This is a genomic window from Umezawaea tangerina, assembly GCF_003002815.1.
In the GTDB taxonomy this organism is placed as follows: Bacteria; Actinomycetota; Actinomycetes; order Mycobacteriales; family Pseudonocardiaceae; genus Umezawaea; species Umezawaea tangerina.
On record NZ_PVTF01000010.1, the window covers coordinates 99,724 to 125,242 of the forward strand.

At 71.7% G+C, this 25,519-nt stretch carries 11 protein-coding genes; all 11 read left to right on the forward strand.

The window, feature by feature from the left end:
• Positions 1-88: 88 nt before the first annotated feature.
• The 11 genes from CLV43_RS31065 (at position 89) to CLV43_RS31115 (ending at position 25,479) form a co-directional block, all read left to right on the forward strand.
• The gene (locus tag CLV43_RS31065; RefSeq protein ID WP_106191571.1) at positions 89-1,759 is read left to right on the forward strand and encodes an ABC transporter substrate-binding protein; all 1,671 of its coding nucleotides are present in this window, start codon (positions 89-91) and stop codon (positions 1,757-1,759) included.
• Positions 1,756-2,802, forward strand: a complete 1,047-nt coding sequence (locus CLV43_RS31070) for an ABC transporter ATP-binding protein (RefSeq protein WP_106191573.1) — start codon at positions 1,756-1,758, stop codon at positions 2,800-2,802. Before CLV43_RS31065 ends, CLV43_RS31070 begins: the two co-directional genes overlap by 4 nt.
• Entirely contained in the window at positions 2,799-3,776 is a 978-nt protein-coding gene (locus CLV43_RS31075; RefSeq protein ID WP_106191574.1) for an ABC transporter permease, read from the forward strand. Before CLV43_RS31070 ends, CLV43_RS31075 begins: the two co-directional genes overlap by 4 nt.
• Positions 3,777-3,778: 2 nt before the next feature.
• Positions 3,779-4,669, forward strand: a complete 891-nt coding sequence (locus tag CLV43_RS31080) for an ABC transporter permease (protein WP_106191576.1) — start codon at positions 3,779-3,781, stop codon at positions 4,667-4,669.
• Entirely contained in the window at positions 4,666-5,691 is a 1,026-nt protein-coding gene (locus CLV43_RS31085; protein WP_106191577.1) for an ABC transporter ATP-binding protein, read from the forward strand. Before CLV43_RS31080 ends, CLV43_RS31085 begins: the two co-directional genes overlap by 4 nt.
• Positions 5,688-7,055, forward strand: a complete 1,368-nt coding sequence (locus CLV43_RS31090) for a GH1 family beta-glucosidase (protein WP_106191579.1) — start codon at positions 5,688-5,690, stop codon at positions 7,053-7,055. The genes CLV43_RS31085 and CLV43_RS31090 overlap by 4 nt, the downstream gene beginning before the upstream one ends.
• Before the next feature lie 206 nt (positions 7,056-7,261).
• A complete protein-coding gene (locus tag CLV43_RS31095) occupies positions 7,262-8,614 on the forward strand; it encodes a lysine N(6)-hydroxylase/L-ornithine N(5)-oxygenase family protein (RefSeq protein ID WP_106191581.1) in 1,353 nt (450 codons plus the stop codon).
• Between the two features lie 62 nt (positions 8,615-8,676).
• Positions 8,677-9,708 carry an iron-siderophore ABC transporter substrate-binding protein gene (locus CLV43_RS31100; RefSeq protein ID WP_106191934.1) on the forward strand — a complete coding sequence of 344 codons (1,032 nt, stop codon included), beginning with the start codon at positions 8,677-8,679 and terminating at the stop codon, positions 9,706-9,708.
• A 23-nt stretch (positions 9,709-9,731) separates the two neighbouring features.
• Positions 9,732-24,698, forward strand: a complete 14,967-nt coding sequence (locus CLV43_RS31105; protein ID WP_425445782.1) for an amino acid adenylation domain-containing protein — start codon at positions 9,732-9,734, stop codon at positions 24,696-24,698.
• Positions 24,695-24,901, forward strand: a complete 207-nt coding sequence (locus CLV43_RS31110) for an MbtH family protein (RefSeq protein WP_106191582.1) — start codon at positions 24,695-24,697, stop codon at positions 24,899-24,901. The genes CLV43_RS31105 and CLV43_RS31110 overlap by 4 nt, the downstream gene beginning before the upstream one ends.
• A 128-nt stretch (positions 24,902-25,029) precedes the next feature.
• Positions 25,030-25,479: a pyridoxamine 5'-phosphate oxidase family protein gene (locus CLV43_RS31115; protein ID WP_106191584.1), complete on the forward strand. Its 450-nt coding sequence runs from the start codon at positions 25,030-25,032 to the stop codon at positions 25,477-25,479.
• Positions 25,480-25,519 lie beyond the last annotated feature (40 nt).

Below are 25,519 nucleotides of genomic sequence, written 5' to 3' on the forward strand. Positions count from 1 at the left end.
CCTGTTGTTCGCCGTGCCCGCTGCTTAGTGTGGGCCACCCGTTCCACCTTCCTGAGAGCGCTCTCTCATAACCCGCCGGGAGATTTCGATGCAAGGCATACGCCGCAGGACAACACTCGCGCTGATCGGCACCGTCGCCGTCGCGGCGCTGGTGGCCGCCGGCTGTTCGTCGGGTGGTGCCACCAAGTCCGCGTCGAGCGGCGTTCTCACCGTGGGCATGCCCAACGGGGTGCAGACCAACAACAGCAACCCCTTCCTCGCCACGTCGGCGGGTGCGTCGCTGGGCTACCGCTTCATGATCTACGAGCCCCTCGTGCAGACCAACCCGATCGCGCCGTCGGAGAAGGGCACGCCGTGGCTGGCCGAGAAGTGGGAGTGGGCGGACAACTACCAGAAGCTCACCGTCACCACGCGGGCGGGCGTCAAGTGGAACGACGACCAGCCCTTCACCGCCGGTGACGTCGCCTACACGTTCAACCTGCTGAAGGACAAGTCGGCCCTCAACACCAACGGTCTCCCGATCGCGGGCGCGAGCAAGGTCAGCGACACCTCGGCCGAGATCACCTTCAGCAAGCCCCAGTTCGTGAACGAGAACAAGATCCTCAACTCGTTCATCGTGCCGGAGCACATCTGGAAGGACGTGCCGGACCCGACGACCTTCACCAACGAGAAGCCCGTCGGCACCGGTCCGTACACCCTCAAGACCTTCACCCCGCAGACGGTCACGCTGTCGGTGCGCACCGCCTACTGGCAGGACCTCCCCAAGGTCCCGGAGATCCAGTACACGTCGTACAACGACAACAGCGCGCAGACGACCGCCCTCGCGAGCGGTGCGGCGCAGTGGTCCTACGTGTTCATGCCGAACTACGAGACCCTGTACGTCAACAAGGACCCGAAGAACCACAAGATCTGGATGCCCGCCGGTCTCGGCATCCACGCCCTGTGGCTGAACACCGCGAAGGCGCCGTTCAACAACGTCGCGCTGCGCAAGGCGCTGAACATGGTGATCGACCGCGAGGTCATCTTCCAGCAGGGCCACTCGAAGCTGTTCCCGAAGGTCGACAACGTCACGGGCATCCCCAGCCCGGCCGGTGACCCCTTCCTCTCCGCCGACTACAAGGGCAAGACCGCCAAGGTCGACGTCGAGGGCGCCAAGAAGCTGCTCACCGAGGCCGGCTACAAGCTCGAGGGCGACGTGCTGAAGGACCCGGCCGGTGCTCCGGTCACCTTCGCGCTGACCGACCCCGCGGGCTGGTCGGACTACCTGACCGACCTCGACATCATCAAGAACGCCGTCAAGGCGCTGGGCATCACCGCCGAGGTCAAGACGCAGACCGTCGACCAGTGGACGACGGACTTCAACACCGGCGCGTTCGACGCCACGATGCACTGGACCAACAGCGGCGCGACGCCGTTCGAGGGCTACCAGAACATCATGGACGCCGCGGCCAGCAAGCCGATCGGCGAGCCCGCCGCCAACGCGCAGGGCCGGTTCAACGACCCCGCCGCGACCTCCGCGCTGGTGGCCTACGCCTCCGCGCCGGACGACGCCGCCCGCAAGACGAACCTGGACCTGCTCCAGAAGATCTTCGTCGAGCAGGTCCCGGCCATCCCGCTGGTCTCCTCGCCGGTCGGCGCCGAGTACAGCACGAAGTCCTGGATCGGCTGGCCCACCGCCGAGGACCCGTACGCGCCGCCGCAGCCGACGCAGACCAACGCGTTGCAGGTGGTCCTCCGCTTGAAGCCGGCCACCGCGTGACCGGCGAGGTCGTGCTGGCGGCACGTGGAGTCACCAAGCACTTCCCGGTGTCCCGCAAGGGTCGGCAAGTGCTTACCCGCCAGCCGCGCGCGGTACACGCGGTGGACGACGTCTCGTTCGACCTGCGCAGAGGACACGTGACCGCGCTGGTCGGGGAGTCGGGCTCTGGAAAGTCCACCGTGGCCAGGCTGCTCGCGCAGCTGTACCCGCTGACCTCGGGCGAGATCGTTCTGAACGACGTGCCCACGAAGGTGAAGCGGGGGAAGTCGTTCCGGGCTTACTGCAAGCAGGTCCAGATGATCTTCCAGGACCCGTTCGCGTCGTTGAACCCGGTGCACACCATCCGCTACCACCTCACGAGGGCACTTCGGGTGCACAACGGGCGGGTCAAGGGAGAAGAGCTGGAGAAGGGGTTGACCTCGCTCCTGGAGCGGGTCAACCTCACCCCTCCGGAGCGCTTCCTGGACAAGTACCCGCACGAGCTGTCGGGCGGCCAGCGCCAGCGCGTGGCCATCGCGCGGGCGCTGGGCGCCGACCCGACGGTCCTGCTGGCCGACGAACCGGTGTCGATGCTCGACGTGTCGATCCGGCTCGGCGTGCTGAACCTGCTGCGGGACCTGAAGGAACGGCTGCACCTGGCCATCCTCTACATCACCCATGACATCGCGTCGGCGCGCTACTTCGCCGACACGACGATGGTGATGTACGCGGGGCAGGTGATCGAGGGCGGGGACAGCGAGACGGTGACGCAGGAACCCGCCCACCCCTACACCCAGCTGCTGATCAGGTCCGCTCCCGACCCGGAGCGGGCGCACGACGGCGTGCCGACGGTGACGACGGCTCCCGGTGAGCCGCCGAGCCTGATCAGCCCGCCTCCGGGCTGCCGGTTCGCGCCGCGCTGCCCGTACGCGGCCGAGAAGTGCCGCACCGAGACCCCGCCGAAGTTCGACCTGGTCGGGGACCACTACGCCGCTTGTTGGCTCTACGACTCGGAAACCTCCGACGAGCACCCGCGTCGCGAGCCGGTGGAGGTCGGGGCATGAGGTTCCTGCTTCGACGAGCGCTGTTCTACCTGGTCACGGCCTGGGCCGCGATCACGATCAACTTCCTGCTGCCGCGGATGCTGCCCGGTGACCCCGTGCAGGCCATGATCGCGCGGTTCCAGGGCAGGCTGAGCACGGACGCGATCGCCTCGCTGTACGTCCTCTTCGGACTGGACACGCAGACGAGCATGTTCTCGCAGTACGTCACGTACTGGGGCAACCTGTTCAAGGGCGACCTCGGGCTGTCGTTCACCTACTTCCCGACGCCGGTGTCCGAGGTGATCTCGCAGAGCCTGCCGTGGACGCTGTCCCTGATGGGCGTGACGACGGTGATCAGCTTCGTGCTGGGCACCATGATCGGCGTCTACGCGGGCTGGCGCCGCGGCTCGTGGATCGACTCGCTGCTGCCGATCGCGACGTTCTTCTCGGCCATCCCGTACTTCTGGCTCGGGCTCATCGCCATCTCGGTGTTCGCGGTCACCTGGGGCGCCTTCCCGGCGGCCGGTGGCTACGAGCCCGGCCTGATCCCCGGCTTCGACTGGGAGTTCATCTCCAGCGCGCTGTACTACGCGGTGCTGCCCGCCCTCACGGTCATCATCAGCTCGATCGCCGGCTGGATCCTGGGCATGCGCAACATGATGGTCACGGTGTCCTCCGAGGACTACGTGACCGTGGCGCACGCCAAGGGGCTGCCCGAGCGGCGCGTGATGCTCGGCTACGCCGCCCGCAACGCGGTGCTGCCCAGCATCTCCGGTTTCGCGCTGTCGCTCGGGTTCATCGTCGGCGGCACGCTGCTGGTGGAGATGGTGTTCTCCTACCCCGGCATCGGCTACGTGCTCTTCACCGGTGTCAACGCCAAGGACTACCCGCTGATGCAGGGCATCTTCCTCATCATCACCCTCGCGGTGCTGCTGGCGAACCTGATCGCGGACGTCGTGTACCTGCTGCTCGACCCGCGCACCCGGAAGGCCTGACCATGAAGTCCGCCTTGAACGGCAAGACGATGGCCGGACTGGCCATCATGGGCTTCTTCGTCCTGATCGCGATCGTGGGCTCCTGGCTGGCGCCGTACGACCCGTCGGCGATGAGCAGCGACATCATGGAACCGCCGTCGGGCGCGCACTGGTTCGGCACGACCCAGACCGGGCAGGACATCTTCTCCCAGGTCATGGTCGGCACCAGGGGCGTGCTGATCGTCGGGCTCGTCGCGGGTGCCATCGCGACGGCGCTGTCGGTGCTGATCGGTGTCACCGCCGGGTTCCTCGGTGGTGTCGCCGACGAGTTCCTCTCCGCGCTGAGCAACATCTTCCTCGTCGTCCCGGCCCTGCCGCTGATCATCATCGTGACGTCGTTCCTCCCCGACGCCGGTGACTTCCTGATCGCGTTCGTGATCAGCGCGACCGGCTGGGCGTGGGGCGCGCGGATCCTGCGCGCGCAGACGCTGTCGTTGCGCCAGCGCGACTACGTCGAGGCGGCGCGGGCCACCGGTGAGCGCACGTGGCGGCTCATCGTGTTCGAGGTCATGCCGAACCTGACCGCGATCATCGCGTCCAGCTTCGTCGGGACGGTGATCTTCGCGGTGCTGTCGGTGATCACGCTGTCGTTCATCGGCGTCGCGAGCGTGTCCAACTGGAACTGGGGCACCATCCTGTTCTGGGCGCAGAACGCGCAGGCGCTGGCGCAGGGCGCGTGGTGGTGGTTCATCCCCGCGGGCCTGTGCATCGCGTTGCTGGGCACCGCTCTCGCGCTGATCAACTTCGGGATCGACGAGTACATGAACCCCCGTCTCCGGACGTCGATCGGCGGCAAGGTCAAGATGCGCGTCGGGTTCACACCGGTGCTGAGGCAGGAAGGCGGGCGGTCGTGACCCCCGTGTTGGAGATCCGCGACCTGTCGGTCGACTACGGGCAGGGCGCGGGCGCCGTGCACGCCGTCAGCTCGGTCAACCTGGTGCTCAACCGCGGCGAGGTCCTCGGTCTCGCGGGGGAGAGCGGCAGCGGCAAGTCCACGCTGGCCTACGCGATGACCCGGCTGCTCCCGCCGCCGGGCCTCATCACCGGCGGCGAGGTCCTGCACCACGGCCGCGACAAGGAGCCCGTCGACGTGCTGGGGCTCACCGCCCGGCAGCTGAGGTCGTTCCGCTGGAACGACATCGCGATCGTCTTCCAGGGCGCCATGAACTCGCTCAACCCCGTCTCCACGGTGGCCTCGCAGCTGGACGACATCTACCGGGCGCACCGCCCGGAGATGAGCCGCGGCCAGCGCTCCAAGCGCAGCGCAGAGCTGCTCCGGCTGGTCGGCATCTCCGCCGACCGGCTCGGCGCCTACCCGCACCAGCTCTCCGGCGGCATGCGCCAGCGCGTGATGATCGCGATGGCGCTCGCGCTGGACCCCGAGATCATCATCATGGACGAGCCGACCACCGCGCTGGACGTGGTGATGCAGCGGCAGATCCTGGAGCAGATGATGCGGCTGCGCGAGGAGCTCGGCTTCTCCGTCCTGTTCATCACCCACGACATCTCGCTGCTGGTGGAGTTCTCCGACCGCATCGCCATCATGTACGCCGGGCGCATCGTCGAGCAGGCCGCGTCCGAGGACATGTACCGCTCGTCGGCCCACCCCTACAGCAAGGGCCTGCTGGGCTCGTTCCCCGCGCTGCACGGCCCGCGCCGTCCGCTCACCGGCATCCCCGGCTCGCCGCCGGACATGCGGACCGTGCCGTCCGGTTGTCCCTTCCACCCGAGGTGCCCCAGTGCTTTCGACGCGTGCGAGCGGGAGATCCCGGTCCTCGAGAAGTTGTCGGGCACCAACGGAGACAGCAGCCGCAGCGTCGCCTGCTGGCTGAACACACCATCCCTATCGGGACACCCAGGAGTTGGAGCGACATGACGATTGTCGGGCAACGTGCCACCGAAGCGACCGCCGAGCTGCCGGCGAACTTCCTGTGGGGAGTGGCTACCTCTGCCTACCAGATCGAGGGTGCCGTGGCCGAGGACGGCCGCACCCCGTCCATCTGGGACACGTTCTGCCGCGTGCCGGGTGCCGTGATCCGCGAGGAGAACGGCGACGTGGCCTGCGACCACTACCACCGCATGCCGCAGGACGTGGAGCTGATCGCCGGTCTGGGTGTCGACTCCTACCGGTTCTCCATCTCCTGGCCCCGCGTGCAGCCGGGCGGCCGCGGTCCGGTCAACGCCAAGGGGCTCGACTTCTACTCCCGGCTCGTCGACGAGCTGCTGGGCAAGGGCATCAAGCCCTGGGTGACGCTCTACCACTGGGACCTCCCGCAGGAGCTCGAGGACGCGGGCGGCTGGCCGGAGCGCGACACCGCCTACCGCTTCGCGGAGTACGCGGGCCTGGTCTACGAGGGCCTCGGCGACCGCGTGCGCACGTGGACGACGCTGAACGAGCCGTGGTGCTCGGCGATGCTCGGCTACGACCAGGGCAAGCACGCGCCCGGCATCCAGAACTTCGGCGCGTCGATGCGCGCCGTGCACCACCTGCTGCTGGGCCACGGCCTCGCGGGCCAGGCCCTGCGCGCGGCGGCCAAGGAACCGATCGAGCTGGGCATCACGCTCAACATGGGCAGCGCGAAGCCCGCGTCCGACCGCCCGGAGGACGTCGACGCGGCCCGCCGCGCGGACGGCCTCGGCACCCGCATCTACCTCGACCCGCTCGTCAAGGGGCACTACCCCGAGGACGTCGTGGCAGACCTGGAGGCGCGCGGCGCGGTGCTGCCGATCGAGCCGGGCGACCTGGAGGTCATCTCCACGCCGCTGGACGTGCTCGGCGTGAACTACTACTCCTCGCACGTCTTCGAGGGCGGCGAGGAGCCGCACGAGCCCGTCGCGGTGTCGCAGAACCTGCCGGTCACGGCGATGGACTGGGAGATCGTGCCGCAGGGCTTCACCGACCTGCTGGTGCGCATCAGCCAGGACTACCCCGGCCTGCCGATGGTGATCACCGAGAACGGTGCCGCCTTCGACGACGAGGTGGACGAGAACGGCGTGGTCGACGACTCCGACCGGCTCTCCTACATCAGCGACCACATCGCCGCGGTCGGCAGCGCCGTGGCGCAGGGCGCCGACGTGCGCGGGTACTTCGCCTGGTCGCTCATGGACAACTTCGAGTGGGCCTACGGCTACGACAAGAGGTTCGGCATCGTCCGGGTGGACTACGACACCCAGGAGCGGACGCTGAAGCGCTCCGCCGAGTGGTACCGCGACACCATCAGGAGCACGCGCGAGAAGTAGCGCGCACAGCGGGGAGGCAGGCCGCCGGGTGGACCAACGTCCGCCCGGCGGCCTGCTGTCGTTCGGGGGCTTCCACCGCACGGTTAGGGCAGGCTAGGTTTAGCAAGCGGTGGAGATCACGTCGCGGAGCTAGCCGGCTGAGTGTCACCTAAGTTAAGTTAGGCTAACTTTAGTCGACCTTCCTCCTGCCGCGTGATGGGACTGCTATGCCACAGGCACGAACCGATGGTGACGTTCCGGTCTACGACCTCGTCGGAGTGGGATTCGGCCCCGCCAACCTGGCGTTGGCGATCGCCGTGGCCGAGCACAACGCCATCGCCGGTGCCGACGACGTGGTGACGGCCCACTTCTTCGAGCGCCAGCCGTCCTTCGGGTGGCACCGGGGCATGCTCCTGGACGACGCAACCATGCAGGTGTCGTTCCTCAAGGACCTGGTGACGATGCGGAACCCCAACAGCGGGTTCAGCTTCCTGTCCTACCTGCACGACCGGAACCGGTTGGTGGACTTCATCAACCACAAGAACCTGTACCCGCTGCGGGTCGAGTTCCACGACTACTTCGAGTGGGCCGCGGCCAAGGTCGACGACGTGGTGTCCTACGACCACGAGGTCGTCTCGGTGGAGCCCGTGCGCCACGACGGCGTGATCACCCACTTCGACGTCCACGCCCGCGACGCGCGGGGCAACGTCGAGGTCCGCCGCGCCCGCAACCTGGTGCTGGCCACCGGGCTGCAGGCCAACCTGCCCGAGGGCGTCACCCCGTCCGAGCACGTCTGGCACAACCGCGACTTCCTGCACCGCGTCCGCGAGCTCGACGCCGACGCGCCGCGCCGGTTCGTCGTGGTCGGCGCGGGCCAGAGCGGCGCCGAGGTGGCGGCCTACCTGCACGAGCACTTCCCGAAGGCGGAGGTCTGCGCGGTGTTCTCGCGCTACGGCTACAGCCCGGCCGACGACAGCCCGTTCGCCAACCGCATCTTCGACCCGGCCGCGGTGGACGAGTTCTACCTCGCGCCCGAGGACGTCAAGCGCAGGCTGATGGCCTACCACGGGAACACGAACTACGCGGTGGTCGACAACGACCTCATCGCCGAGCTGTACCGCCGGGTGTACCAGGAGAAGGTGCTGGGTGTGCGACGGCTCCGGCTGGTCAACGTGTCGCGCCCGGCCGAGGTCGTGGAGACCGCGAACGGCGTGCGGGTGACCGTCGAGTCGCTGACCACCGGCGAGCGCACGGTGTTCGACGCCGACGCCGTCGTCTACGCCACCGGGTACCGCGAGTCCGACCCGACCGCGATGCTCGGTGGGATCGCCCCGCACTGCCGCCGCGACGAGCGGTCGCGGCTGCGGGTCGGCCGCGACTACCGGCTGGACACCGACGACCAGGTGCGCGGCGGGATCTACCTCCAGGGCGGCACCGAGCACTCGCACGGCATCACGTCGTCGCTGCTGTCGAACCTCGCCGTGCGGGTGGGGGAGATCCTCGAGTCGGTCGTCGACCACCGGCCGCCCGCCATCCCCGCGCAGCCCGAGTACGCGGTGAGCGCGACCTCCTCGCACTAGCCGACCGGTTCGCGGTCCACCGCCCGATTCCGCCCGTGCAGCACCCCGAAGGGAACATCCCGATGTCCAGCATGTCCACGCCCGCGGCCCGCGCCGTGCGCCGCCTCCCGGTGGCAGCGGTGGCGCTCGTCGCCACGCTGCTGCTCGCGGCCTGCGGCGGCGGCGCCACGACCAGCACCGGGTCCGGCACGTCCGCCGCGCCCGCCGGCGGCGCCTTCCCGGTGAAGGTCGAGCACAAGTACGGCACCACCGAGGTGAAGGCCGAGCCCAAGCGGGTCGTCACCCTCGGCCTGTCCGACCAGGACGTCGTGCTCGCGCTGGGCACCAAGCCCGTCGGCGCGGTCGACTGGTTCAAGGAGACCCCGTACGGCAAGTGGCCGTGGACCAAGTCGCTGTGGGGCGACACGCCACCGGAGGTCGTCGGCGAGCGCGACGAGTACAACCTGGAGAAGATCGCGGGCCTCAAGCCCGACCTGATCCTGGCCCAGTACTCGGGCATGAAGCAGGAGCAGTACGACACCCTGTCGAAGATCGCGCCCGTGGTCGCGCAGCCGACCGGCTTCGAGGACTACCAGGCGCCGTGGCAGGACATGGCCCGGCTCGCGGGCAAGGCGCTCGGCAAGTCCGACCAGGTGCAGAAACTGATCAAGGACATCGACGACGAGTTCGCCGCCGCCAAGACCGCGCACCCCGAGTTCACCGGCAAGACGGCCGTCGTCGCGGACGCCTACCAGCCCGGCACGTACTCGCTGTTCTCCCCGAACGACCCCAAGATGCTCTTCCTGTCCCAGCTCGGCTTCGTGGTGCCGGACAAGCTGAAGGAGGCCGTGGGCAAGGAGAACGTCGTCGACTTCAGCTACGAGCGCTTCGACGTCGTCGACGTGGACCGGCTGGTGTGGCTGACGACCGACCCCGCGTCGGCCGAGCAGATCAAGGGCGAGGCGCTGTACAAGGGCCTGAAGGTCGTGCAGGACAAGCACGACCTGTTCGTGCCCTACGACGAGCCGCCGATCGGTGCCGCCATGTCGTTCAACACGGTCCTGAGCATCCCCTACGCCCTGGACCAGATGCTCCCGCTGCTCGCCGCCAAGTAGAAGGCAAGACCGAGGAAGGCGTTGTGATGATCCCGACCGCTGCCTGGCCCGTGCGCGAGGTCGACGAGCTGTCATGGCCCGCCGTCTTCGAAAGGCAGGTCGGTCGGACTCCCGACGCCGTCGCCGTGGTCTGCGAGGACGACTTGCTGACCTACGGCGAGCTGAACGCGGCCGCGAACCGCCTGGCGCGTGCGCTGGCGGTTCGCGGTGTCGGCGCGGAGGACGTGGTCGGGGTCGCGTTGCCGCGGTCGACCGACCTCGTCGTCGCGCTGCTCGCGGTGCTGAAGGCCGGTGCCGCGTACCTGCCGCTGGACCTGGACCACCCGCGCGACCGGGTGGCGTTCATGCTGGCCGACGCGGGCGCGCGGGTCGTGCTCTCGGTGTCGGACATGGCTTCCGAGCTGCCGCCGGGGCAGGACGTCGTGCTGCTGGACCGGGAGTCGTTCGACGGTGCGGACGGCAACCTCGACGTGCCGATCGACCTGCACCAGGCCGCCTACGTCATCTACACCTCCGGCTCGACGGGCAAGCCCAAGGGCGTCGTCGTGTCGCACGAGGGCATCGGCAGCCTGATCGCCACCGCGACCGACCGGATCGGCGTCACGGCGGACAGCCGCGTCGTGCAGTTCGCGTCGGTCGGGTTCGACGTGGCGGTGTGGGACCTGACGATGGCGCTGGGCGTCGGCGGCCGGGTCGTCGTCGTGCCGACCGAGCGCCGGGTCGCGGGCGAGGCGCTGACCGAGTACATCTCGCGGCACGGCGGCACCCACATGATCCTGCCGCCGTCGCTGGTGGCGGCCCTGCCACCGGACTGCCAACTGCCCGAGGGCGCGGTGCTCGTTGTGGGAACCGAGACCGTGCCGAGCGAGCTGATCGCCCGCTGGGCCAAGAGGGTGACCGTGGTCGCCGCCTACGGGCTCACCGAGGCGACGGTCAACTCCACGCTGTGGAAGGCCGAGGCGGACTGGGTCGGCCCGGTGCCGATCGGCGTGCCCGACCCCAACACCCGGTGCTACGTCCTGGATCCGGACCTGCGGCCGGTCGACGTCGGTGTCGAGGGCGAGCTGTACGTGGCCGGTCGCGGCCTGGCCCGCGGGTACCTCGGACGGCCCGGCCTGAGCGCGGAGCGGTTCGTCGCCGACCCGTTCGGCGAGCCGGGTTCCCGGATGTACCGCACGGGGGACCGCGCGAGGTGGCGCGCGTCCGCCGGCGGAGCCGACGGCCGGGCAAGCGGGACGATCCTGGAGTTCTGCGGCCGCGCGGACGGGCAGGTGAAGATCCGCGGCTACCGGATCGAGCCCGGCGAGGTCGAGAGCGCCCTGATGTCGCACCCCGACGTCCAGCAGGCCGCCGTGGTCGTCCGCGAGGACCACCGCAGGGTGAAGCGCCTGGTGGGGTACGTGGTCGGCACGGCCGACGCCGCGACCGCGCGCGCCCACGTCGCCGACGCGCTGCCGGAGTACATGGTGCCGTCGGTTGTGGTCGTCCACGACGGGCCGCTTCCGCTGACGCCCAACGGGAAGCTGGACCGGGCGGAGCTGCCCGACCCCGACTGGACCTCGTTGACCGGCCACGCCCAGCCGCGCACCCCGGCCGAGCGCACGCTCGTCGGGCTGGTCGCCGAGGTGCTGGGCCTGCCGTCCGTCGGCGTGCACGACAACTTCTTCGAGCTCGGCGGCGACAGCATCGTCGCCATCGGCCTGGTGAGCCGCGCCCGCGCCGCCGGGCTCGCGATCACCCCGCGCGAGGTGTTCCGCCTGCGCACCCCCGCCGCGCTCGCCGCCGTCGCCCGGCAGGAGGCCGCGCGGACGCACGACACCGGCACCGGCGCGGTCGCCGCGACGCCGATCATCCGGTGGCTGGGCGAGCTCGGCGGCGCGGTCGACGCGTTCTACCAGTCGATGCTGTTCCAGGTCCCGGCGTCGCTGGACGCCGCGGGACTGGAGTCCGTGCTGGACAAGGTGATCGACCACCACGACCTGCTCCGGTCGCGGATCGCCCCGGACTGGTCGCTGGAGGTCTCCGCGCCCGGCACGGTCCGGGCGGCGGACGTCGTGGAACGGGTGGACACCGGGCTCGACGTCGACCTGTGGACGGCCCGCGCCGCCGAACGGCTCGCGCCTGCGCGCGGCGGCATGCTGCGCGCGGTGTGGTTCGCGCCCGAGCGGCGGCTGCTCCTGGTGCTGCACCACGTGATCGTCGACGGCGTCTCGTGGCGGATCCTGTCCACCGACCTCGCCCGCGCCTGGTCCGGCGGCGACCTGGCCCCGGTCGGCACGTCCTTCCGGCGCTGGGCCGCCGCGCTCCAGGACGTCGACCGCCGCGCGGAGCTCCCGGTGTGGCACCGGATGCTGGCGGGCGCCGACCCGGACTTCACCCGCCGCCCGCTCGACCCGGCCGTGGACCTGGTGTCGACCGCGCGCAGGCTGACCGTCACGCTGCCCGCCGGGCGCACCGAGCCGCTGCTCACCACCGTTCCCGCGGCGGTGCACGGCGCGGTCAACGACGTGCTGCTGACCGCGCTGGCGCTGGCCGTGGCGAAGTGGCGCGGCGGCACCGAGGTGGTGCTGGACCTGGAGGGCCACGGTCGCGAGGAGATCGTGCCCGACGTGGACCTCGCCCGGACGCTGGGCTGGTTCACCAGCATCTTCCCGGTGCGCCTCGACCCCGGCACCGGCGACCTCGACGACGCGCTGAAGAAGGTCAAGGAGCAGCTGCGCGAGATCCCGGACAACGGCATCGGCTTCGGCCTGCTGCGCTACCTGGACACCGCCTCCGGACTGGCCGAGGCGCCGGTGCCGCAGCTGCTGTTCAACTACCTCGGCCGGTTCACCGCGACCGGCGGCGTCGACTGGGCCACCGCGCCGGAGGCCCCGCCGCTGGGCGAGGACCGCGACCCGCGGATGCCGTTCGGGCACGCGCTGGAGATCGACGCCGTCGTCCGCGACGACGAGGCCGGACCCCGGCTCAGCGCCACGTTCACCTGGCCGGACGGCGTGCTCGCCGAGGAGTCCGTGCAGCGGCTGGCGGTGTGCTGGCTGGAGGCGCTGGACGCGTTGGCGCGCCACGAGGGCGCGGGCGGGCACACGCCGTCGGACTTCCCCCTGGTGTCGCTGGCCCAGGCCGAGGTGGACGGGCTGTCCGCACCCGGCCTGACCGACGTGCTGCCGCTGTCCCCGTTGCAGGAGGGGTTCTTCTTCCACTCGCTGTTCGACGAGTCCGCTGTGGACGGTTACGTCGTCGGCCAGCACCTGGAGCTCGCGGGGCCGGTCGACGCGGACGCGCTGCGCCGCGCGGCGCAGGGCCTGCTGGACCGGCACGCGCCGCTGCGCGCCGGGTTCCACCAGTTCCCCGACGGCCGGGTCGTGCAGGTCGTCGCCGACGTCGAGCTGCCGTGGCGCGAGGTCGACATCTCCGCGCTGCCCGCCGACGAGCAGCCCGCACGGGTGCGGGAGCTGGTCGCCGCGGAACGCGCACGGCGGTTCGACCTCGCGGCGCCGCCGATGCTGCGCGGCACGCTGGTGCGCGGCGGACCCGAGCGGCACTGGCTGCTGCTGACCGTGCACCACATCGTCGCCGACGGCTGGTCGCAGCCCATCCTGTTCCAGGAGCTGCTCGCGCTCTACGCCCCCGGCGAGGACCTGCCGCGGCTGCCCGAGGTCGCGCCGTACCGCGACTACCTCGGCTGGCTGGCCGAGCGGGACGTCCCGGCCGCGCGCGAGGCGTGGGGCCGGGCGCTGCACGGGCTCGCCGAGCCGACCAGGCTCACACCGGAGGCCGTCGGGCGGGAGGCGGCCAGGCAGGAGCACGTGCGCGTCGAGGTGCCGCCGGAGGTCACCGCGGCGGTCGTGTCCCGCGCGCGGGACTTGGGCCTGACGCTGGGCACGGTCGTGCAGGGCGCGTGGGGCCTGGTGCTCGGCCGGTTCACCGGCCGGGACGACGTCGTCTTCGGCAGCACGGTGTCCGGTCGCGAGGCGGCCGTCGCGGGCATCGAGTCGATGGTGGGCCTGTTCATCAACACCCTGCCCGTGCGGGTGCGCTGGCAGGCCGACGAGCCGGTCGGCGAGGTCCTGGCCCGGCTGCAGGACGAGCAGGCCGCTCTGCTGGACCACCAGCACCTCGGCCTGTCCGACGTGCGGCGCGCCGCGGGCGTCGGCGATCTGTTCGACACCCTCGTGGTGGTCGAGAACTACCGGCTCGACCGGACCCCGACCGCACCCGGCGGCACGCTGTCCGTGGTGCGCACCGGCACGTCGGAGACCGGGCACTACCCCGTCGAGCTGACGATCACGCCCGGCACGGCGATCGGGCTGAGCTTCGAGCACGACGCCGCCCGGCTCGGCACCGACCTCGTCCGGCAGCTCGCCGACCACCTGGTCGTCGTGCTGGAGGCGCTGGCCGCCGACCCGTCCCGGCGCGTGGCCGACCTCGGCGCGGACCGCGCCCGGCGGGCGCTGGACCTGCTCGCGGGCGAGGTGCGAGACGTCCCCGCGACGACGCTGGCCGCCGCGTTCGAGGCGCGGGCCGCCCGCACGCCGGACGCGACCGCGGTCGTCGACGGCGGGATCTCCCTGACCTACCAGGAGGTCGACCGCCGAGCGTCGGCCGCGGCCCGGCTGCTCGACGCGGGCCCGGAGGACGTCGTCGCCGTGGCCGTGCCGCGCTCGGCCGACCTCGTGGTCGCGCTGCTGGCCGTGCTCAAGGCCGGTGCCGCCTACCTGCCGGTCGACCTGGACCACCCGGCCGACCGGATCTCCTTCCTGCTCACCGACTCCGGCGCGACGACCGTGCTCACGGTCGCGTCCGCGGTGCTGCCCGCGGTCGCCGGGGTCCGGCGCGTCAAGCTCACCGACACCGCGCCCGAGCGCGAGCTCCGGGCCGCGGGGCCGGACCACCCGGCGTACCTGATGTACACCTCCGGCTCCACCGGGCGGCCCAAGGGCGTGCTGGTCACCCACCGCGCGGTCGTCGGCCAGCTCGCCTGGCTGCGCGACCGCTTCGGGCTCGGCGCGGGCGAACGCGTGCTGCACCAGTACTCCGCGAGCTTCGACCCGTCGATCCAGGAGGTCTTCGGGCCGCTGCTCAGCGGTGGCACCGTGGTCGTCGCGAAGCCCGGTGGCCAGCGCGACCCCGGCTACCTGGCCGAGCTGGTCCGGCGCGAGCGCGTCACCACGGTCGACCTCGTGCCGTCGATGTACGCCGCGCTGCTGCGCTCCGACCTGCCCGCGGGCTGGTCGTCGAGCCTGCGCCGGGCGTTCAGCGGCGGCGAGGCGCTGACCGGGGACCTCGCGGGCCGCTGGCTCGCGGCGACCGGGGTGCCGATCGTCAACGTGTACGGGCCGACCGAGGCCGTGGTGCAGGTGACGTCGTGGGAGTACGACGGCTCGACCGGCACCGCGGTGCCGATCGGGCGACCGGTGTGGAACACCCGGCTGTACGTGCTGGACCCGTTGCTGCGCCCCGTTCCGGCGGGTGTGCCGGGTGAGCTCTACCTCGCGGGCGAGCAGCTGGCCCGCGGCTACCGCGGCCGCCCGGACCTGACCGCCGACCGGTTCGTCGCCGATCCCTTCGGCGCGCCCGGAAGCCGGATGTACCGCACCGGCGACCTGGTGCGGTTGGCCATCGGCGAAGCCGATCATCAAGCAGAGCACCCGTACCTCTACTTCCTCGGTCGCACCGACCACCAGGTGAAGATCCGCGGCAACCGGGTCGAGCTCGGCGAGGTCGAGGCCGCGCTGCGCGGGCTCGACGGCGTGACCGACGTGCTGGTCGTGGCGCGCGAGGACGAGCGCGGCGCCAAGCGGCTCGTCGCCTACGTCGCGGGAACCACCGCGGGAGAACGACTCCGTGCCGAGCTGATCGGATCGCTGCCCGAGCCGATGGTGCCGAGCGCGATCGTCGTGCTCGACGCGCTGCCGCTGACCGTCGGCGGCAAGGTCGACGTGAAGGCGCTGCCGGAGCCCGTGGTCGAACGCGCCGCGCTCACCGGGCCGCGCGACGACCGCGAACGGCGGCTCACCGACATCTTCGCGGCCGTGCTGGGCCTCGCGGAGGTCGGCGCGGACGAGGACTTCTTCGCGCTGGGCGGCGACAGCATCCTGTCGATCTCGGTCTCAAGCCGTGCCCGCAAGGAGGGGCTGAAGATCAGCCCGCGCGAGGTGTTCGAGCACCGGACTCCCGCCGCGCTGGCGGCGCTCGTGCCCGTCGAGGCCGCACCGGTCGTCGTGTCCGACGGGGTGGGCGACGTGCCGCAGCTGCCGATCGTGCACCAGCTGCGCACCGACGGCGGCTCGATCGGCCGGTTCAACCTCTCCATGCTCGTGCGGACCCCGGTCGACGCGGATGTCGACCGGCTCGCGGCGGCGTTGCAGACCGTGATCGACCACCACGACGCCCTGCGGCTCAAGCTGACCCGCGTCGCCGGTGTCCTGTGGTCGTTGGAAACCCAGCCGGTCGGCGCGGTCCGGGCCTCCGACCTGCTGCGGCGCGTGGAGAACCAGGACTACGAGACCGAGTCCGACGCGGCCGTCGGACGGCTCGACCCGGACGCCGGTGTCGTGCTGCAAGCCGTGTGGTTCGACGGCGGCCCCCTCGAACCCGGCCGCTTGTTCCTGGCCGCGCACCACCTCGCCGTGGACGGCGTCTCGTGGCGGATCCTGTTCGAGGACCTGGAAGCCGCGTGGACCGGTGTGCCGCTGGAGCCCGTGCGGACGTCGTTGCGCCGCTACGCCAAGGCCGTCACCGAGCAGGCGCAGAGCCCCGAACGGCTGGGCGAGCTGACCCACTGGGTCGAGACCCTCCAGCCCGGCGCGGACCTGGTCCCCGGCGCTCCGCGCACCGGGACCGCGGGCGGCGCACACCGTCGCGAGGTCCGGCTCTCCACGGCCGACACCGCGCCGCTGCTCGGCGCGGAGATCACCGAGACCCTGCTGGCCGCGTTGGCCCGCGCGGCGGGCGGCGAGCTGCTGGTGGACGTGGAGCGCCACGGCCGCGAGGAGATCGCGCCCGACGTGGACCTGACCCGCACGGTCGGCTGGTTCACCAGCGTCCAGCCCGTCCGGCTGCCCGCGGACGGCGACCTGCGGACCATCAAGGAACGCCTCCAGGCCGCCCCGGACAACGGTCTCGGCTACGGGATGCTGCGCTACCTCAACGCCCAGGTCGCCCCGCTGCTCGCGACCTCCGCCCAGGCGCAGGTGCTGTTCAACTACTTCGGCCGGTTCGGCGCCGGTCAGGACGCCGACTGGCAGCCGACGTCCGAGACCGTCTCCGCGCGCTACGACGACGACCTCGCGCTGCCGTACCAGGTGCAGCTCGACGTCGTGTGCGAGGAGACGCCGCGCGGCCCGGAACTGGTCGCGACCTGGCTGTGTCCGTCCACTGTGGACGACAGGCTGGTCGACCGGTGGGTGACCGCGCTGCGCGAGCTGGCGGGGACGTCCGCCGGGCTCACGCCGTCCGACCTGACCACGATCGCGTTGACCCAGACCGAGATCGACCGGGTCGCCGAGGTCAGCCCGGTGCCCGTGGAGGACGTCTGGCCGCTGGCGCCGTTGCAGGAGGGCATCTACTTCCACGCCAGCTACGACCGGAGCGAGCTGGACGTCTACACCGCGCAGGACACGTTCGACTTCGACCACCGGCTCGACGTCGACCGGCTGCGAGCGGCGTGCGCGGCACTGCTGGCCCGCCACCCCAGCCTGCGCGCCGGGCTCACCAGCGACGGCCTGTCCCGGCCGGTCCAGTTTGTCGGCCGCGCGCCCGAGGTGCCCGTCGAGGTGCTCGACTTCACCGGGCTGGCCGACGTGGACGCCCGGATGGAGCAGCTGAAGACCGAGGACCGCAGGCGGCGGTTCGACCTCGCGCACCCGCCGCTGTGTAGGCTCAAGGTCATCCGGCTCGGGCCGGACCACGACCGGCTCATGCTCAGCCACCACCTCGTGCTGTGGGACGGCTGGTCGCAGGGCCTGTTCCTGGAGGAGCTGCTGGGCCTCTACGAGACCGGCGGCGACGCCACGGGTCTCGCCGAGCCCGGCACCTACCGCGACTACCTGACCTGGCTGGGCGAGCAGGACGTCACCGAGGCCAAGGCCGAGTGGCGGCGGGCGCTGTCCGGGCTCGCCGAGCCCACGCTGGTCGGCCCGGCCGACCGCGGCGGCGAACCCGCGATCCCGGACCGCTGCCACGTCGAGCTGTCCGCCGAGGACGGCGACCGGCTGCGCGCCGAGGCCCGCAGGCACGGCGTCACGCTGAACACCGTGCTCAACGCCGCGTGGGCGTTGGTGTTGGCGACCGAGGTCGGCAGGCAGGACGTCGTGTTCGGCACCACGGCCGCCGGTCGGCCCGCCGAGGTGCGCGACGTCGAGAACGCCATCGGCATGTTCCTCAACACCGTGCCGGTCCGGGTCGCGTTCAACCCGCGCGAGACCGTGCTGGAGCTGTTGCGGCGCTTGCAGTCCGAGCGCGCGACCCTGATGAGCCACGAGTACCTAGGGCTCGGGGACGTGCAGCGGGAGAGCGGGCACACCACCCTGTTCGACACGCTGTACGTGTTGCAGAACTTCGCCGACGAGGACGGGTTCGCGCGGCTGAAGGAGCGGCACGGCATCACCGCCGTGGGCAGCGTCGACTCGACGCACTACCCGATGACGCTGGTCGTCACGCCGGGTCGCCGCGTGCGGATCGCGCTGGACTTCCGCCCGGACCTGATCGCGGCCGAGCACGCGGCGACCACCCTGGCCCGGTTCACCACCGCGCTCGACCGCCTGCTGGCCGACGTCTCCGCGCCGGTCGGCACGCTGGACCTGTTGTCCGACGACGAGAACGCGCTGCTGGCCGCGGAGTGGGGCGCGAGTGCGAACCCCGTGCCGGACGAGACGATCGCCGACCTGCTGGCCGCGCAGGTCGCCCGCACGCCGGACGCCGTCGCGCTGGTGTTCGGCGAGCAGCGGCTGACGTACGCGGAGCTGGACGGCCGGATCAACCAGCTCGCCCACCTGCTCCTCGCCCGCGGCGCGGGGCCGGAACGCGTGGTGGCGCTGGCGTTGCCGCGCTCGACCGAGATGGTCGTGGCGCTGTTCGCCGTGCTCCGCACCGGCGCCGCCTACCTGCCGCTGGACCTGGACCACCCGCTGGACCGGCTCCAGCTGATGATCGACGACACCGACCCGGTGGTGCTGCTGTCGAAGGGCGCGGCGCTGACCGCCCCCACCGTCCGGCTGGACGACCTCGCCGTGCTCGCGGAGTACCCGACCACCCGGCCGGAGGTCTCGTTCAGCCTGGAGCACCCGGCGTACGTGATCTACACGTCCGGGTCCACCGGCAAGCCCAAGGGCGTCGTCACGCCGTACCGCGGCCTGACGAACATGCACCTCAACCACCAGGGCGCGATCTTCGCCCCGGCCATCGCGGCGGCGGGCGGACGGCGGCTGCGGATCGCGCACACCGTGTCGTTCGCGTTCGACATGTCGTGGGAAGAGCTGCTGTGGCTGGTGGAGGGCCACGAGGTGCACGTGTGCGACGAGGAGCTGCGCCGCGACGCCCAGGCGCTGGTGGCCTACTGCGACGAGCACCTGGTCGACGTGGTCAACGTGACGCCGACCTACGCGCACCTGCTGATCGAGGAGGGCCTGCTCGACGGGCACGTCCCGGCGCTGGTGCTGCTCGGCGGCGAGGCCGTGTCCGACGCGGTGTGGAACCGGCTGCGCGACACCCCCGGCACGTACGGCTACAACCTGTACGGGCCGACCGAGTACACGATCAACACCCTCGGCGCGTCCACTGAGGACAGTGCGACACCGACCGTGGGCCGGGCCATCTGGAACACCCGCGCCTACGTGCTGGACGCGAACCTGCGGCCCGCCGCGCCGGGCACGCCCGGTGAGCTGTACATCGCGGGCGTCGGCCTGGCGAGGGGCTACCACGAGCGGTTCGGGCTGACCGCCGAACGCTTCGTCGCCGACCCGTTCGGCGAGCCGGGCACCCGGATGTACCGGACCGGTGACCTGGTGCGGTCACGTGCCGTCGGCGGAGCCGACAATCGGACGGAGTCGGGATTCCTTGACTATCTGGGCCGCACCGACGACCAGGTCAAGATCCGCGGATACCGCGTCGAACTCGGCGAGATCGAGTCGGCACTTGGCGACCACGAGGACGTGGTGCAGGCCGCCGTGGTCGTGGACGAGCAGAAGCGGCTCATCGGCTACGTCGTCGGCACCGCCGACCCGGCCGCCCTGCGCGCCGGTCTCAAGACGCGGCTGCCGGAGTACATGGTGCCGACGGCGATCGTGGCCGTGGACTCGTTCCCGCTGACCGTCAACGGCAAGCTGGACGTGCGGGCGTTGCCCAAGCCGGAGATCACCTCCGCCGCGGGCGGCCGCGACCCGCGGACGCGGCAGGAACGCGTGCTGTGCGAGCTGTTCTCCGACGTCCTCGGTGTGCCGAGGATCGGTGTGGACGACAACTTCTTCGAGCTGGGCGGCCACTCGCTGCTCGCGACCCGGCTGATCAGCAGGGCCCGCACCGCGCTGGAGACCGAACTCGCCATCCGCGACCTGTTCGAGGCACCGACGGTCGCCGAGCTGGCCGTCCGGGCCGGTGGTTCCCGTGCCGCCGCGCGCCCCGCCGTGGTCGCGCTGGACCGGCCGGAGGAACTGCCGCTGTCCTTCGCCCAGCGCCGGCTGTGGCTGGTGCAGCAGCTGGAGGGCACGTCGTCGGCGTACAACTTCCCGCTGGTGCTGCGGCTTCGCGGCAGGCTGGACGTCGGCGCGCTGCGCGCCGCGATCGGTGACGTGGTGGCCCGCCACGAGGCGTTGCGGACGGTGTTCGGCGAACGGGACGGCGTGCCGTTCCAGCGGGTCGTGCCGGTCGCCGACCCGGTGCTGGAGGTCATCGACCTCTCCGCCGATCCGGACGTGGAGGAGTTCGTCGCGTCCACTGTGGACCATCCGTTCGACCTGTCCGTCGAACTCCCGGTGCGCACGACGGTCGGCAGGCTGTCAGCCGAGGAGAACGTCGTCGTCCTGCTGCTGCACCACATCACCACCGACGAGTGGTCCGACCGGCCGTTCCTCGCCGACCTCGCCGCCGCCTACGCGGCCAGGTCGCACGGGCGGGACCCGGAGCTGCCGCCGTTGGCCGTGCAGTACGGCGACTACGCGCTGTGGCAGCAGGAGGTGCTCGGCGACGGCGACCTGGCCACCGCGCAGCTCGACTACTGGGCCACGGCGCTGGACGGCGTCCCCGAGGAGCTGGAGCTGCCGACCGACCGGCCCCGCCCGGCGCGGCCGTCGTTCCGCGGCGCGGAGCTGGAGGTCGATCTCGGCCCGGTGGCCGACGGTCTGCGCGAGCTGACCCGGCGCACCGGCGCCAGCATGTTCATGGTGCTGCACGCCGCCGTCGCCGCGCTGCTGCACCGGCTCGGCGCGGGCGTGGACATCCCGCTCGGCGCGCCCATCGCGGGCCGCACCGACGAGGCGCTGGACGACCTGGTCGGGTTCTTCGTGAACACCCTGGTGCTGCGCACCGACCTGTCCGGCGACCCGAGCTTCGCGGAGCTGGTGGCACGGGTGCGCGAGACCGACCTGGCCGCGTTCTCCCACCAGGACGTGCCGTTCGAGGCCGTCGTCGAACGGGTCAACCCGACCCGCTCGACCGCGCGCAACCCGCTGTTCCAGGTCATGGTCGGCTACCACAACCGGTCCGGCGACTGGCTGGAGCTACCCGGCCTGGACGTCGACTGGGAGCCGGTCACCACCCGCTCGGCGAAGTTCGACCTGGTGTTCAGCTTCACCGAGCACGTGGACACCGGCGCGCTCGTGCTGGCGCTGGAGTACGCGACCGACCTGTTCGACGCGGCCACGGCCGAACGCCTCGGCGAGCGGCTGTCGGCGCTGGTCGAAGCCGTCACGGCGGCCCCCGACGCGCCGGTCAGCGCCATCGAGGTGCTGTCGGACGCCGAGCGCTCGCTGGTGGTCGACGGGTTCAACGCCACCGTGCGGGACGTGCCCGAGGAGACGTTCCCGGCCCTGTTCGCCCGGCGGGTCGAGGAGTTCGGCGACTCGGTCGCCGTGGTCGACCGGTCCCGGTCGATCAGCTACACCCGCCTCGACGCGCTGTCCAACCGCATCGCCCGCCTGCTCACCGGTCGAGGCGTCGGCGCGGAGGACGTCGTCGGCATCGCGGTGCCGAAGTCCATCGAGATGGTCGCCACGATCCTCGGCGTCCTCAAGGTCGGCGCGGCCTACCTGCCGCTCGACCTCTCGCACCCCGCCGACCGGATCGCCTTCATGCTGGAGGACTCGTCCGCCGCGCTGCTCGTGGGCACCGAGCAGGAAGCCGCACGGGTGCCGCACGTCGATGGCCTGCCCCGCGTCCTGCTCGACGACCCCGCGATCGCCGAGGAACTCGCCGGCCTGGATGGGTCCACTGTGGACACCAGTCCGGTCGCGCTCGACTCGGCGGCGTACGTGATCTACACGTCCGGCTCGACCGGCAAGCCCAAGGGCGTCGTCGTGCCGCACGAGGGCATCGCGAGCCTCGCGGCGACGGCGGTCGACAGGATGGACCTCAAGACCGACAGCCGCGTGCTCCAGTTCGCCTCGGTCGGCTTCGACGTGGCCGTGTTCGAACTGACCATGGCGCTGACCGTCGGCGGCAGGCTCGTGCTCGCCCCCGACGAGGTGCGGGTCGCGGGCCCGGCGCTCACGGACTTCCTGCGGGAGCGCCGGATCACCCACATGATCCTGCCGCCGTCCCTGGTCGCCGCGCTCCCCGAGGACTGCGAACTCCCCGCCGGCTCCACGATCCTGGTGGGCACCGAGACCGTGCCGCCGGACGTGATCGGCCGCTGGGCGGGCAGGCTCAACCTGCTCGCCGCCTACGGCCTGACCGAGGCCACGGTGAACTCCACGCTGTGGCGCGCCAGGACGGGCTGGTCCGGCGCGGTCCCGATCGGCGTCCCCGACCCCAACACCACGGTCTACGTGCTGGACTCCGCCCTGCGCCCGGTGCCGCCCGGCGTGGTGGGGGAGCTGTACGTCAGCGGTCGCGGCCTGGCCCGCGGCTACCTGAACCGGGCCGCGCTCACCTCGGAACGGTTCGTGGCCTCGCCGTTCGGCGATCTCGGCGAACGCATGTACCGCACGGGCGACCGGGCGCGGTGGCGGGCCGACGGCTCCCTGGACTTCCTCGGCCGGGTCGACGACCAGGTCAAGATCCGAGGGTTCCGCATCGAGCTCGGCGAGATCGAGGCCGCCCTCACCCGGCACCCGGCGATCACCCAGGCCACCGTCGTGGCCGACCGCGAAGGCGACGTCACCCGGCTCGTCGGCTACGTCGTCGGCGACGCGGATCCCCTGGAACTGCGGGCTTTCGTGGCCGACCGCCTGCCCGAGTACATGGTCCCGGCGACCGTCCTCACGCTGGACGGCCCGCTGCCGCTCACCCCGAACGGCAAGGTGAACCGCAAGGCGCTGCCCAAACCGGACTGGTCGGCCCTCACCGGCGACGACCGCCCGGCCACCGAGCAGGAACAGGTGATCGCGGACCTGTTCGCGTCGATCCTGGAGCTGCCGTCGGTCGGCGTGCACGACGACTTCTTCGCGCTGGGCGGCCATTCCATGTCGTCCATGCGGCTGGTCGGCCAGGTCAGGGCCGCGCTCGGCGTCGAGCTGTCCATCCGGGACGTGTTCGACTCGCCCACCGTGGCCGGGCTCGCCGCACGGCTCGCGGGCGCGGCGGACGCCCGTCCGCCGCTGGTGCCCACCAGCAGGCCCGAGGTGCTCCCGCTCGCCCCGCCGCAGCGCTGGCAGTGGGAACGCGGCCGCGCCAACGACCACGCGCTCTCGCTGCGCTCGGCCGACGGCTTCGACGCCGGCGTGCTGGCGCGGGCGTGGGCGGACGTCGTGGAACGGCACGAACCGCTGCGCACCGCGTGCGACGGCGCGGAGCAGCGGCCCGGCACCCCGCCGGTGCTGGAGCTCGACCCGGTGACCGACGACCTGGCCGCCCGGCTCGCGGAACTGGCGCGGGACAACGGGTTCCCGGTGCGGGCGACGCTGGTCACCGACCGGTCCGGCGCGCAGGCGTTCCTGCTCACCGCGCACTACCTCGTGCTCGACGAGTGGTCGGTGGTGCCGCTGTTCCGCGACCTGACCACGGCGTACACCGCGAGGCTCGCCGGCCGCACGCCGGGCTGGGCGCCGCTGCCGGTGACCTACGCCGACTACACGACGTGGGCGCGGGGCTGGCTCGACACCGCGGCCGCGCCGCAACTCGACCACTGGCGAGCGGTCCTGCGCGGCGCGCCCGCGGAACTGGCGCTGCCGTTCGACCGGCCGCGTCCCGCCGAGCCCACCGGGGCCGCGGGCGTCGTCGAGTTCGAGCTGGACCCGGTGCTGCACCAGGGGATCGACCGGCTCGCCCGCGAGACCGGCACGAGCCTGTTCATGGTCGTGCAGGCCGCGCTGGCGGTGCTGCTGACCCGGCACGGCGCGGGGGAGGACCTGCCGATCGGCACGCTGGTCGCGGGCCGGAGCGAGGAGGCGCTGGCCGACCTGGTCGGCTGCTTCTTCAACACCGTGCTGCTGCGCACCGACACCGCGGGCGACCCGAGCTTCACCGAGCTGCTGACCCGGATCCGCGAGACCGACCTCAGCGCGTTCGACCGGCAGGACGTCCCGTTCGCGGACGTGCTGGCCGCCGGGGCGCCGCGGCCAGGGGTGATGCTGATCCACCACGAGCGCGCCAGGGCCGAGGTGCTCGAAGGCGGGATCGGCGAGTTCCACGCCGTCCCGGTCCCCACGACCGACGTCGACCTGACGCTGAGCCTGTACGAGCCGCGGGGCGGCGGACCCGTCCCCTGCGAGTTCATCCACCCCACCGACCTCTTCGACCGGGCCACGGTCGAGGGGCTGGCGGCCGAAGTCGTCGGCGTGCTCGCGGCCGCGGTCGCCGACCCGTCCGTTCCCACCAGGAGGACCCAGTCATGAGCAACCCGTTCGAGGACAACGAGGGCCGCTTCCTCGTCCTGCTCAACGACGAGGAGCAGCACTCGCTGTGGCCGTCGTTCGTCGACGTCCCCGCCGGGTGGCGGCCGGTGTTCGGCGAGGACACCCGCGAGGCGTGCCTGGCCTACGTCGAGTCGCGCTGGACCGACCTGCGCCCCAAGAGCCTGCGCGAGGCCATGGCCTGACGGTGATCCCGTTGGGGCCCACCGGGTTCCTGGAGTGACCCACCCGTTCGAGCGGGTTCCTTCGCTCGAACGGGTGGGCACCGGTCCGATCGGCCGGAAGCCGTCCGATCGTTGCCTACCTTCGCGGCATGACGATGGTCGAGACCGCCTCCGAGATCGAGGCAGTGGTGCGCGACACCCTTGCCGCGCACCAGTCCTTCTACCTGGCGACGTCCGGCAGCGCGGGCCCGTGGGTCAACGGCGCGTACTTCGCCGAGACCGGCCTGTTCACCCTGTCGCTGGTGCTGGAGCAGCGCGGCCGCACCCTCGCCGCGCTCCGCGACAACCCCGTGGTGTCGGTGATCATCTCCTCCGGCACGCCCGCCGAGCCGTTCCTCCAGGCGCAGGCGACCGCGCGGATCGTGCGGGGTGCTGAGGCCGACGAGGTGCGCCGGGTGCTGCTCGCGAAGGTGCCGCAGGTCGAGCCGTTCCTGGGGACGCCGATCGAGGCCGTGCAGCTCCAGGTGATGGCATGGCGCGCGACGGACATCCCGAACGGGTGGCTGCCAGGGCGGGACCTCGTCGACAGCGGGGTCTGAGCCGGTGGGGCGGGTGCGCCCGCTCCGGGGCACCCGCCTC